The organism is Neobacillus sp. FSL H8-0543 (genome assembly GCF_038592905.1).
In the GTDB taxonomy this organism is placed as follows: Bacteria; Bacillota; Bacilli; order Bacillales; family Cytobacillaceae; genus Neobacillus.
Window position 1 is genome coordinate 2,527,501 of record NZ_CP151943.1, and the last position, 11,592, is coordinate 2,539,092.

The window sequence follows — 11,592 nt, forward strand, 5'->3', positions numbered from 1 at the left end:
TTGGGCTGTTCGCCCATTAAAGCGGTACGCGAGCTGGGTTCAGAACGTCGTGAGACAGTTCGGTCCCTATCCGTCGTGGGCGCAGGAAATTTGAGAGGAGCTGTCCTTAGTACGAGAGGACCGGGATGGACGCACCGCTGGTGTACCAGTTGTCTTGCCAAAGGCATCGCTGGGTAGCTATGTGCGGACGGGATAAGTGCTGAAAGCATCTAAGCATGAAGCCCCCCTCAAGATGAGATTTCCCATAGCGTCAAGCTAGTAAGAACCCTGAAAGATGATCAGGTTGATAGGTCAGAGGTGGAAGCACGGTGACGTGTGGAGCTGACTGATACTAATCGTTCGAGGACTTAACCATATTTTAAGGCGAACTTGTTTTACTTTCTTCTTTGAGCATTATCTAGTTTTGAGGGAATGAAAATTTTCTCTAATTAAATAGTCTGGTAATTATGGCGAGAAGGCCACACCCGTTCCCATACCGAACACGGAAGTTAAGCTTCTCAGCGCCGATGGTAGTTGGGGCAGGCGCCCCTGTGAGAGTAGGACGTTGCCAGGCAAAACGAAGAACAACCTGATTTGGGTTGTTCTTTTTTTGTGTCCAAAGGGGAATGGAAAATAAAACACATAAAGTGGCAAATAAAACACATAAAGTGGAAAATAAAACACATAGAGTGGCAAATAAAACACATAGAGTGGCAAATAAAATATTAATATCACCGTTTTGTCCCAGAAAAATATAGGAAAATATTAAAAAAGTACGAAGTGTTTTTAAAGAAATCGTTACTAGACATACACCCAATCGGTAATTGTTACATAAGATAATAACGGGGAATGGCCGGGAGAAGATTATTCTAAAAATTGTATACAATTTAATTATAATGGAAACAATAGGTGTGGAGGTGGTGGGATTGAGTTCAGCAGCACATAATCAGTATCATGAAACATGCGTTATTTGTGAGGCTCTAAAACCAAAAGGTATCCATTTATATACCGCATTTATCTGCACAGAGTGTGAACGGGATTTAATTCATACAGAAACACATGACCCGAAATATAAATATTTCCTTAAACAACTAAAAAAAATAACAACACCAGAGATTTTTACTTGATAAGTCCTTTTAGGGCTTTATTTTTTTGCAATGAAATGGGGTAGAGCAGTATATTTTTTGTTATTATAGATGAGACGTTTAAAAGGATGATTAAAATGGAAGATCAGAAGAGAATACCCTTATATCAAGCTTTAATTAAACATACTAAAAATAAACCGATTTCTTTTCATGTCCCAGGTCATAAAAACGGACAAATTTTTCAGCATGAGGCAAATGAATTTTACCAGCCGTTTCTGGAAATGGATGTAACTGAATTATCAGGATTGGATGATTTGCACTCGCCTGAAGGAGTGATAAGAGAGGGAGAGCAACTTTTAGCTTCCCTTTATAACGTAAAGCAAAGTTTTTTTCTTGTTAATGGTTCTACCGTAGGGAATTTAGCTATGATTATGGCATCATGTAGGGAAAATGATACTGTACTGGTACAAAGAAACTGCCATAAGTCAGTAGTAAATGCCATCAAGCTTGCAAAGGCTCGACCGATCTTTTTAGAGCCAGAATTTAACCCAATCTGGAAGGTAGCTGCTAATGTTAGTTTAGATACGGTAAAAAAGGCAATTTGTCTCTATCCTGAGGCAAAGGCACTTATTTTAACGTACCCTAATTATTACGGGATGGTATATGATATAAAGGGCTTAATTAGCCATGCACATTTACATGATATCCCTGTATTAGTTGATGAGGCACATGGTGCGCATTTTATCATTGATGATCCATTTCCTTCTTCAGCGGTCAGCTTAGGGGCAGATGCGGTGGTGCAGTCAGCTCATAAAACTCTGCCGGCGATGACAATGGGATCCTATTTGCATATTAATAGTGATCGAATTAATTTAGGTAAGCTTAAGGACTACTTGCAAATTTTACAATCGAGCAGTCCCTCCTACCCAATAATGGCATCCCTTGATTTAGCAAGGCAATATTTAGCTATGTATGAGGGTAAGGATATTAACTATCTAATAGAAGAAGTTAATTACTTTAGGCAAGAATTAAAACAGATCCCAAGCATAAATGTGTTAGAATACCCAAATTCACAGGGTGACCAATTAAAAGTAACGATTCAGTCAAGAAATGAATTAAGCGGGTTTGAGCTTCAAAAAAGATTTGAACAAAAAGGAATCTATACTGAACTGGCAGATACAAATAATGTATTATTTATCATGCCTTTATTAAAGGAAAAACAAAGCTATCCTCATAGATTGGCTTTAGAAAAAATAAAAAGTGTTTTAGCTAATTTACCTTTACATTTCAGTACGGAAGAAGTTCCAATCAGTAGAGAAAAGATTAAAGGGTTAGCGATTCCATACGAATTAATGTTTTCATTGGAAGTAAGCGATGTACCAATCACGGATGCAGTCGATACAGTATGTGCTGAAACCATCATACCTTACCCCCCTGGAGTTCCACTGCTATTAAAGGGGGAACTTATTACGGACATAGCAGTCAAACAGCTAAACGCGCTGATGAAAAGCGGTGCAAGGTTTCAAGGAGGCTCCTCTTTGGACAGAGAATTAATAAAGGTATTTTGGACAAGATAGTTTTTGGAGGTTATAAGGTAATGACAACAGGAGTTTTTATTACATTCGAGGGCCCAGATGGTGCGGGAAAGACAACCATCCTTAAAATGGTGGCAAACCAGTTAAAAGATGCACTGGTAACTAGGGAACCGGGTGGTATTGATATTGCGGAACAAATTAGGAATGTTATTCTAGCTAAAGAAAATACAGCAATGGACCCGCGGACAGAGGCGCTCCTTTACGCTGCAGCAAGAAGGCAGCATCTCGTTGAAAAGGTAAAGCCTGCTCTGGAGGCTGGCAAGGTGGTTTTGTGTGATCGCTTTGTCGATAGTTCCTTAGCTTATCAGGGACATGCACGCGGTCTGGGGATTGATGAGGTATTAACGATTAATCAATTTGCAATAGAACAAATGATGCCACACCTCACAATCTATTTTGATATCGAGCCAGAAAAAGGTCTAAAACGGATTAGCAGCAATAAAGGAAGAGAAATTAATCGCTTAGATTTAGAAAACCTCGAGTTCCATACTAAGGTTAGAGAAGGATACCATCTTCTTTTAGATCGCTTTGCAGATCGAATGGTAAAAATCGATGCTTCAGGGTCAATTGAAGAGGTTTTCAATCAAACAATCAGGATTCTAGATCGTACCTTAACTCAAAGAAAGCCTTTTTTATAGGCTTTTTTATTTTTATATCTAATTTCAAAAATCCTCCTGGATGAATACAATGTCTTGAGGAAGCAATACCTGTTATAATATAGGGAGAGAGTATTTTCGCGAAAAGGGGATGGTTGGATGAAACTTATTATTGCTGTTGTTCAGGACCAAGATAGCAACAGATTATCAAAGGCGTTGGTTGAGAATAATTTTAGAGCGACAAAGCTTGCGTCCACAGGCGGTTTCTTGAAATCCGGTAATACCACCTTTATGATTGGTACAGAGGATATCCGCGTTGACCGTGCCTTACAGATAATTAAAGATAACTGTAAATCACGAGAGCAATTAGTTGCCCCGGTTTCGCCTATGGGTGGGAATGCGGATGCTTTTGTGCCATATCCTGTCGAAGTCGAAGTGGGCGGAGCAACGGTGTTTGTCTTGCCAATTGAGCAATTTCTGCATTTTTAATTGATTTTACTAAGTAAGTGAGTGATGAGTATGGTTAAAACATGGGATCAACTAGAACAGTTGCAGCCAACTGTATTAAAGATGTTAAAAAACAGTATTCGTAAAAACAGAGTTGCCCATGCATACTTACTTGAGGGTATCAAAGGGACAGGGAAAAAGGATCTTGCCCTGCTAATTACAAAAACACTTTTTTGTGATGCTCTTGTTGAAGAATACAAACCGTGTGAGGCATGCAATAATTGCCGTCGGATTAATAGTGGGAACCATCCTGATGTGCATAAGGTAGATCCAGATGGACTTTCTATAAAAGTACAGCAAATTAGAGACCTACAAGAAGAGTTTACAAAGAAGGGCGTAGAGTCAGCCCGTAAGGTTTATATGATTAATCATGCTGATAAAATGAGTGTCAATGCAGCAAATAGTTTACTAAAGTTTCTTGAGGAGCCAAACTCTCAAACTGTAGCATTTCTGTTGACTGAACAACCTCAGCAAATATTACCAACCATACTTTCCCGTTGCCAAATGCTGTCATTCAAACCATTATCTCCACAATCAATGATTGATCAACTGGTGGAAAACGGTGTAAATCCGCTAAAGGCACCATTGTTAGCGCAGGTGACAAATAGTCTTGATGAGGCATATGAATTAAATGTCGATGATTGGTTTGCACAAGCCCAAAAAATAGTGTTAAAATTGTATGAGGTGCTAACTAAAAACCCCTTGGAAGCAATGGTAACGCTTCAAGGAGATTGGTCACAGCACTTTAAAGATAAAGAACAGGTTAATCGCGGGTTAGATCTTTTACTTCTTATTTTTAAGGATTTACTATATATACAATTAGACAAGCAGGAGCAGATTATCTTCAAGGCTGAAGGGGAGAGGTTAAGACCTTTTGCACTAAAGTCATCAGGACGGCGCTTATCGGAACAAATGTCTGCCATTCTAGAAGCCAAGAGAAAGCTTCAGGCGAACATGAATCCGCAACTGATGATGGAAGAGCTTGTGTTAAAATTGCAGGAGGGATCTTCATTTGTATGATGTTGTAGGAGTACGCTTTAAAAAAGCGGGTAAAATCTATTATTTCGATCCAGGAGACCTCTCCATTCAGAAGGATGACTTTGTGATTGTTGAAACTGTTCGGGGTGTTGAATATGGCAAAGCTGTCGTTGCCCGTAAGCAAGTGGATGACAATGATGTTGTTCTTCCGTTAAAAAAGGTAGTTAGAATCGCAGAACAAAAGGATCGAATGATTGTTGATGAAAATAAACAAGCTGCACAGGAAGCATATGATGTATGTAATGAAAAGGTGAATGAACACCAATTAGATATGAAACTAGTTGATGTTGAATATACATTTGATCGGAATAAAATCATTTTTTACTTTACGGCGGATGGAAGGGTAGACTTCCGTGAACTAGTAAAGGATTTAGCAGCTATTTTTCGGACAAGGATCGAACTGCGTCAAATTGGCGTTAGGGATGAGGCAAAGATGCTTGGCGGGATTGGACCGTGCGGAAGGATGCTTTGCTGTTCTACATTTTTAGGTGACTTTGATCCTGTATCCATTAAAATGGCAAAAGATCAAAATCTCTCCTTAAATCCTACGAAAATATCTGGATTATGCGGTCGACTCATGTGCTGTTTAAAATATGAAAATGATGAGTATGAAGAAGCAAAGAGACTGCTGCCGGATTTAGGAGAAATAATTGTTACTCCGCAAGGTAAAGGGAAAGTGGTTGGCTTAAATATTTTAGAACGTTTACTTCAGGTAGAAGTAAAGGAATTGGAACAAGTACTGGAGTATACTTTGGATGAAATCAATAAAGAGGGTGCCTTTTCTATACAATCCACAGATTAATGAGGTGGAAGCCGTGGATAAAAAAGAGATATTCGATTCAGTTAGTAATATGGAAACACAAATTGGTAATCTATACCAAAGGCTTGGAGAATTAAAGCAGCAATTAGCCGAAATACTAGAAGAGAATCATTATTTAAAGTTAGAAAATGAACATCTAAGGCGCCGTTTAGATTTAACCACTGAAAAGGAAAAGAAAGAAGAGCAAAATAAAAAAGGGACAAACCCTCGCACAACATCAGCGGATAAAGTGATTGATGTGGGTGAAGGTTATGATAACCTGGCTCGTCTTTATCAAGAAGGTTTCCATATTTGTAATCTCCATTTTGGAAGCTTACGGAAGGAAGGCGATTGTTTATTTTGCCTTTCCTTCCTTAATAAGAAATAAACATGAAGAGGCTGACTCCAATCAGCCTCTATTTTCTTACAATAGAGGGGAAGGATTTTTTATGGTCAAGTTAAAAGACGATGAACGGCTGGATTATTTGCTGGCTGAAAACTTAAGGATTATCCAAAGCCCCTCAGTCTTTGCTTTTTCATTAGATGCCGTTTTGCTTGCAAGGTTTGTGTATGTTCCCATTCAAAAAGGAAACTTAATTGACCTTTGCAGCGGAAATGGGGTAATTCCATTATTTCTAAGTGCCCGTACTAGAGGGAAGATTACTGGTGTGGAAATACAAGCTCGCTTATATGATATGGCTAAAAGAAGTGTCGAATATAATAATCTTACAGAACAGATACATATGATTCACGGTGACATCAAGGACACACCAATGGAAATAGGTTTTGGGAAATTTGATGTAGTTACCTGTAATCCTCCTTATTTTACGACTCCCCCTAAGGGGGAAATTAATCCCAACGAACACTTAGCTATTGCTAGACATGAAATACTTTGTACACTAGAGGATGCAATAAAGGTATCTAGTCAACTCGTCCGGCAAGGAGGTAAGGTTGCTTTTGTCCACCGACCTGGACGGTTGATGGATATCATTCAGTTAATGCGTCAATACCGTCTTGAACCAAAGAGAATTCAGTTTGTTTATCCGAAGCTCGGCAAAGAAGCAAATACTTTATTAATTGAAGCAATAAAGGATGGAAGTCCGGATTTAAAAATTCTTCCGCCAATCTATGTATATAATGAGGCGAATGAATATACACCTGAGATTAGAGAGATTTTATATGGTGAGAAGTAATTAACTTAGAAGAAAAAAATAGCGTTTTTACATGGAAGAAACGGGTGGATATAATGTGGCAACAGAAAAGCTTTGAAAATGAGGAGCACAAGGGAATTCTCTATTTAGTTCCAACACCAATCGGTAATTTAGAGGATATGAGTTTTCGGGCAGTTAGAATTTTAAAGGAAGCAGACTTAATGGCTGCTGAAGATACACGAAATACAAAAAAGCTTTGTAATTACTTTGAAATTAACACACCAATTGTCAGCTATCATGATCATAACAAAGAAACTAGTGGTGATAAATTGATTCAGAAGCTGAAAAGTGGCATAAAAATAGCATTAGTTAGTGATGCGGGAATGCCAGCGATTTCTGACCCTGGTTATGAATTAGTCGTAGCGGCAATCAGCGAAAAGATTACCGTTGTTCCATTACCAGGTGCAAACGCAGCTCTCACATCACTAATTGCCTCTGGGATCAGCTGCCAGCCCTTTTACTTCTATGGATTTTTGAATAGAAATAAGAAGGAAAAGCGGCAGGAGTTAGAAAATTTGAAGAAACAAAAGGCATCACTTATTTTTTATGAATCTCCCCATCGTTTAAAAGAAACATTAGCGATCATGCTTGAAATACTCGGTAATCGGAAAATAGCACTGTGCCGGGAGTTAACAAAGAAATTTGAGGAATTCATTAGAGGAACCATTGAAGAAACAATGGAGTGGGCGAATCAAGATGAAGTCCGCGGAGAATTTTGTATCATCCTTGAAGGTGCCGATGATTCCTTGCTGGAAGATGAGATTAGTTGGTGGGAATCATTTTCTATAACAGAGCATGTAAATCACTATATGACAGTGAAGAAGGTGTCATCTAAGGATGCCATAAAACAAACAGCAATAGATCGGGGGCAAACGAAAAGAGAAGTGTACCAAGCCTATCATGTCGAACAAGAATAAAAATGAGCTTCTCCAATTTTGGAGAAGCTCTTAAAAATTATTTAGCTAATTCAAACTGACTTTGAATTTCTGAAATTAATTGTTCTGCACCTTCACGGCTAAGGATTAGCTTACCGTTTGCAAGTGTTAAGTTATTATCAGAAACTTCACCAGTTACTTGGCAAGTCATATTAGGCTTGTATTTCTTTAAAATAATACGCTCATCATCAACATAAATCTCAAGCGCATCTTTTTCTGCAATACCTAGAGTACGTCTTAATTCGATTGGAATAACCACACGGCCTAATTCATCAACTTTACGGACAATACCTGTAGATTTCATATTTAACTCTCCTCTTAAACTCATATTATAGTTTATTTCTTTATGTCTATATTCGCCATTATTCGACAATATTTTTATAAATTAATAATACCAGCCATTCCCATATTCGTCAATTACTTTCTTTTAAATAATTATTGGTAAATTTACCTTTTTGTTAAAGTGTTGATTTAGCAAGCGTTTACTTGTTAGAGGCTTAACTCAAGTAGGAAATAGTTGAAAAATAATTGGAAATTGGATAATAATAATAAATGATAAATATCGACAAAATTCGACATAAACCTTTGTTCCTATTTATAAGATTCATAAGTTAAACTAGTTTTATGGGTGTTAGCGAGAAATAATTTTCTTAGTTTACAATAAAGAGGTTTAATTGCATAATTGTTGATTTTTAGGTATATTTTGATGATATAAGAGGATTAAAAAAGGCAATACTGATTTAATGGATATATGGGTGTTTATATTAGGAGGATTTCAAATGGAAAAAAAATTAAAGACGTTTTATCTCACCACTCCAATTTACTATCCGAGCGGAAAATTACATATTGGTCATGCTTATACTACCGTTGCAGGTGATGCGATGGCTAGGTATAAACGATTACGCGGTTTTGATGTTATGTACTTAACGGGTACAGATGAACATGGGCAAAAAATCCAGCGCAATGCCGAAGAAAAAGGTATTACTGCACAGCAATATGTAGATGAAATTGTTGAAGGTATTAAGGATTTATGGGGAAAACTTGATATCTCTTATGATGACTTTATTCGGACAACCCAGGAGAGGCATAAGCAAATAGTTGAAAAAATCTTTGCCAGACTGTTGGAGCAAGGAGATATTTATTTAGATAAGTATGAAGGATGGTATTGTACTCCTTGTGAGTCTTTTTATACAGATCGTCAGCTTGAGGAAGGGAATTGCCCTGATTGTGGTAGACCAGTAGAAAAAGTTAAAGAAGAGTCGTACTTTTTCAAAATGAGCAAATATGTCGACCGTCTGCTGCAATACTATGAAGAAAATCCAGAGTTTATCCAGCCGGAGTCGCGTAAAAATGAAATGATTAATAACTTTATCAAGCCTGGTTTAGAGGACTTAGCAGTTTCTAGAACGACCTTTGATTGGGGCGTTAAAGTTCCTGGAGATCCTAAGCATGTGATTTATGTATGGATCGATGCTTTATCAAATTATATTACAGCTCTAGGATATGGTACTGAAAACGATAGTAAGTATTTAAATTATTGGCCGGCAGATGTTCATATTGTAGGCAAGGAGATTGTCCGTTTCCATACCATCTATTGGCCAATTATGCTCATGGCATTGGATATTCCACTTCCTAAAAAGGTTTTCGCCCATGGATGGCTGTTAATGAAGGATGGGAAGATGTCTAAGTCAAAAGGCAATGTTGTTGACCCTGTCACGTTGATTGACCGCTATGGTTTGGATGCACTTCGTTATTACTTATTACGTGAGGTGCCTTTTGGAGCTGATGGCGTTTTTACTCCAGAAGGATTTGTGGAACGGATTAATTTCGATTTGGCAAATGACCTTGGTAATCTGTTAAATCGGACGGTAGCAATGGTTGAGAAGTACTTTGGAGGTGTCATTCCTGAGTATTCCGGTTCTGAAGGTGAATTTGATGCTTCATTGCTACAAATGAATTACGAAACGGTTACTAAATACGAGGATGCAATGGAAAAGATGGAGTTTTCGGTCGCATTAACTTCCATTTGGCAGCTCGTGAGTAGGACAAATAAGTATATTGATGAAACACAACCATGGACGTTAGCAAAATCAGAGGAACGTAAAGGTGAACTTTCTAGTGTTATGGTACACTTGGCTGAATCATTAAGGAGAATAGCAATCCTGCTGCAACCGTTCTTAACTAGAACACCTCATGGAATCTTTGAACAATTGGGTATTAACGAGGATGCTCTAAAAGAGTGGGAAAGCTTAGAGAATTTCGGAGCCATTCCTGCAGGCACAAAGGTTAAAAAGGCAAATCCATTGTTCCCTCGACTCGAACTTGCAGATGAGGTTGCTTTTATTAAGGAAAAAATGACGGGCACATCTGCACCAGCTGCTGAGGAAAAGAAAGAAGAAGAAAAGCCTGAAGAGATTGATGAAATCGCAATTGATGACTTTATGAAAATTGACTTAAGGGTGGCTGAAGTAATTCTGGCTGAACCCATCAAAAAGGCGGATAAGCTTTTGAAGCTCCAGTTAGATCTTGGTTATGAAAAAAGACAGGTTGTTTCCGGGATCGCCCAATATTATAAACCCGAAGAATTAGTAGGGCGGAAGGTCATTTGCATTACCAATCTAAAACCAGTAAAACTTCGCGGCGAATTATCACAAGGGATGATTTTAGCGGGTTCAAAAGACGGCGCGCTCTCGCTGGCTACGGTTGATCAAACCCTGCCAAATGGATCAAAGGTAAAATAATATCACCATCAGCGGAGGGGCTTCCCTCCGTTTTTTGAATAATTAATGTTCCACGTGTAACATTTTTCGAGACTTTTCTATCTTATTATCAAACATTCGACAGCAATATGTATGTGAAGGGAGCAATATACATGCTATTTGATACACATGTGCATTTAAATGCAGAACAATACAATGAAGATCTTGAGGAAGTCATTGAAAGGGCAAAAAGGGAAGGCGTATCCTATATGGTTGTAGTCGGGTTTGATCGTCCAACAATCCAAAAGGCAATGGTCCTTGCAGAGGAATATGAGTTTATTTATGCGTGTGTGGGCTGGCATCCAGTCGATGCCATTGATATGACAGACGAAGACTTAAAGTGGATTGAAGAACTTGCTTCGCACCCAAAGGTAGTGGCGATTGGCGAAATGGGCTTAGATTATCATTGGGATAAGTCCCCAAAAGACATTCAACAGGATGTTTTCCGTAAACAAATTCGATTGGCTAAAAAAGTAAAGCTGCCAATTGTTATTCATAATCGGGAGGCAACAGCTGATATTGTACAAATTCTCCAGGAGGAAGGCGCAGCCGAGGTTGGCGGAATCATGCATTGCTTCAGCGGAAGCCCGGAGGTTGCCAAAGAATGTCTAAAAATGAACTTTTATATCTCACTCGGCGGTCCGGTCACATTCAAAAACGCCAAAAAACCAAAAGAAGTTGCAGCGGCCATTCCATTAGAAAAGCTGTTAATTGAGACAGACTGTCCCTATCTAGCACCGCACCCCTATCGAGGAAAGCGCAATGAACCAGGTTATGTAAAGTTAGTTGCCGAGCAAATTGCCGAGATAAAAGGGGTATCTTTTGAGGAAGTTGCACGTGTAACCACAGGTAATGCCAAAAAATTATTCGACATTTATTGATAGATAAGCTTGTCGAATTTAAGAAAAGCTTGTCCATAAAATTTGAATTAACTTAAAGTTCTACATGTCTCCTAATTCTCATAGGATAACCGTGTCGAGAAGTTTCCCTTTGCAACTTTCCCATTATTATGCATAATAGGAAATACGTTCACACACAAATGCAAGGGTTGACAGCCGACAGCACGGTTTTCAATAATCTCTCCGAGA

12 protein-coding genes and 2 rRNA genes (1 of these 14 only partly in view) are annotated in these 11,592 nt (G+C 38.5%); 13 read left to right on the forward strand and 1 reads right to left on the reverse strand.

Translation table 11 applies throughout. The features are described from left to right. The 11 genes from NSS81_RS12390 to rsmI all read left to right on the forward strand — a co-directional run. Positions 1 to 355: ribosomal RNA gene (locus NSS81_RS12390) — 23S ribosomal RNA — on the forward strand (it extends 2,583 nt beyond the left edge of the window). 81 nt (positions 356 to 436) lie between these two features. Continuing rightward, positions 437 to 553 (forward strand): 5S ribosomal RNA (gene rrf / locus NSS81_RS12395). 322 nt (positions 554 to 875) lie between these two features. After that, complete coding sequence (locus tag NSS81_RS12400; protein WP_342433786.1) at positions 876 to 1,106, forward strand: sigma factor G inhibitor Gin; 231 nt, start codon at positions 876 to 878, stop codon at positions 1,104 to 1,106. A 95-nt stretch (positions 1,107 to 1,201) separates the two neighbouring features. Next, entirely contained in the window at positions 1,202 to 2,641 is a 1,440-nt protein-coding gene (locus tag NSS81_RS12405) for an aminotransferase class I/II-fold pyridoxal phosphate-dependent enzyme (RefSeq protein WP_342433787.1), read from the forward strand. A 20-nt stretch (positions 2,642 to 2,661) separates the two neighbouring features. Then, entirely contained in the window at positions 2,662 to 3,297 is a 636-nt protein-coding gene (tmk, locus tag NSS81_RS12410; protein ID WP_342433788.1) for a dTMP kinase, read from the forward strand. Positions 3,298 to 3,414: 117 nt separating this feature from the next. Then, on the forward strand, positions 3,415 to 3,744 hold the full coding sequence (locus tag NSS81_RS12415) for a cyclic-di-AMP receptor (protein WP_342433789.1): 330 nt from the start codon (positions 3,415 to 3,417) through the stop codon (positions 3,742 to 3,744). 30 nt (positions 3,745 to 3,774) lie between these two features. Continuing rightward, on the forward strand, positions 3,775 to 4,782 hold the full coding sequence (holB, locus tag NSS81_RS12420) for a DNA polymerase III subunit delta' (RefSeq protein WP_342433790.1): 1,008 nt from the start codon (positions 3,775 to 3,777) through the stop codon (positions 4,780 to 4,782). After that, the gene (locus NSS81_RS12425; RefSeq protein ID WP_342433791.1) at positions 4,775 to 5,602 is read left to right on the forward strand and encodes a stage 0 sporulation family protein; all 828 of its coding nucleotides are present in this window, start codon (positions 4,775 to 4,777) and stop codon (positions 5,600 to 5,602) included. The genes holB and NSS81_RS12425 overlap by 8 nt, the downstream gene beginning before the upstream one ends. Before the next feature lie 13 nt (positions 5,603 to 5,615). Further along, the gene (yabA, locus tag NSS81_RS12430; protein ID WP_342433792.1) at positions 5,616 to 5,987 is read left to right on the forward strand and encodes a DNA replication initiation control protein YabA; all 372 of its coding nucleotides are present in this window, start codon (positions 5,616 to 5,618) and stop codon (positions 5,985 to 5,987) included. A gap of 61 nt (positions 5,988 to 6,048) precedes the next feature. Further along, the gene (locus NSS81_RS12435; protein ID WP_342433793.1) at positions 6,049 to 6,792 is read left to right on the forward strand and encodes a tRNA1(Val) (adenine(37)-N6)-methyltransferase; all 744 of its coding nucleotides are present in this window, start codon (positions 6,049 to 6,051) and stop codon (positions 6,790 to 6,792) included. 53 nt (positions 6,793 to 6,845) lie between these two features. Further along, positions 6,846 to 7,727, forward strand: a complete 882-nt coding sequence (gene rsmI, locus NSS81_RS12440) for a 16S rRNA (cytidine(1402)-2'-O)-methyltransferase (RefSeq protein ID WP_342433794.1) — start codon at positions 6,846 to 6,848, stop codon at positions 7,725 to 7,727. A gap of 37 nt (positions 7,728 to 7,764) precedes the next feature. On the opposite strand, the gene NSS81_RS12445 is transcribed toward rsmI, so the two are convergent. Then, positions 7,765 to 8,073, reverse strand: coding sequence for an AbrB/MazE/SpoVT family DNA-binding domain-containing protein (locus NSS81_RS12445; RefSeq protein WP_342434010.1), 309 nt, complete (start codon positions 8,071 to 8,073; stop codon positions 7,765 to 7,767). A gap of 451 nt (positions 8,074 to 8,524) precedes the next feature. Between NSS81_RS12445 and metG the strand changes: the two genes are divergently transcribed. Beyond that, a complete protein-coding gene (gene metG, locus NSS81_RS12450; RefSeq protein ID WP_342433795.1) occupies positions 8,525 to 10,486 on the forward strand; it encodes a methionine--tRNA ligase in 1,962 nt (653 codons plus the stop codon). A 131-nt stretch (positions 10,487 to 10,617) separates the two neighbouring features. Continuing rightward, a complete protein-coding gene (locus tag NSS81_RS12455; protein ID WP_342433796.1) occupies positions 10,618 to 11,385 on the forward strand; it encodes a TatD family hydrolase in 768 nt (255 codons plus the stop codon). The last annotated feature ends 207 nt before the right edge of the window (positions 11,386 to 11,592 follow it).

What these genes read in the sequence shown, in the direction of transcription:
- NSS81_RS12400 (WP_342433786.1), top strand. Translation starts at nt 876, where the DNA reads ATGGAAACAATAGGTGTGGAGGTGGTGGGATTGAGTTCAGCAGCACAT.
- NSS81_RS12405 (WP_342433787.1), top strand. Translation starts at nt 1,202, where the DNA reads ATGGAAGATCAGAAGAGAATACCCTTATATCAAGCTTTAATTAAACAT.
- tmk (WP_342433788.1), top strand. Translation starts at nt 2,662, where the DNA reads ATGACAACAGGAGTTTTTATTACATTCGAGGGCCCAGATGGTGCGGGA.
- NSS81_RS12415 (WP_342433789.1), top strand. Translation starts at nt 3,415, where the DNA reads ATGAAACTTATTATTGCTGTTGTTCAGGACCAAGATAGCAACAGATTA.
- holB (WP_342433790.1), top strand. Translation starts at nt 3,775, where the DNA reads ATGGTTAAAACATGGGATCAACTAGAACAGTTGCAGCCAACTGTATTA.
- NSS81_RS12435 (WP_342433793.1), top strand. Translation starts at nt 6,049, where the DNA reads ATGGTCAAGTTAAAAGACGATGAACGGCTGGATTATTTGCTGGCTGAA.
- rsmI (WP_342433794.1), top strand. Translation starts at nt 6,846, where the DNA reads ATGTGGCAACAGAAAAGCTTTGAAAATGAGGAGCACAAGGGAATTCTC.
- NSS81_RS12445 (WP_342434010.1), bottom strand. Translation starts at nt 8,073, where the DNA reads ATGAGTTTAAGAGGAGAGTTAAATATGAAATCTACAGGTATTGTCCGT.
- metG (WP_342433795.1), top strand. Translation starts at nt 8,525, where the DNA reads ATGGAAAAAAAATTAAAGACGTTTTATCTCACCACTCCAATTTACTAT.
- NSS81_RS12455 (WP_342433796.1), top strand. Translation starts at nt 10,618, where the DNA reads ATGCTATTTGATACACATGTGCATTTAAATGCAGAACAATACAATGAA.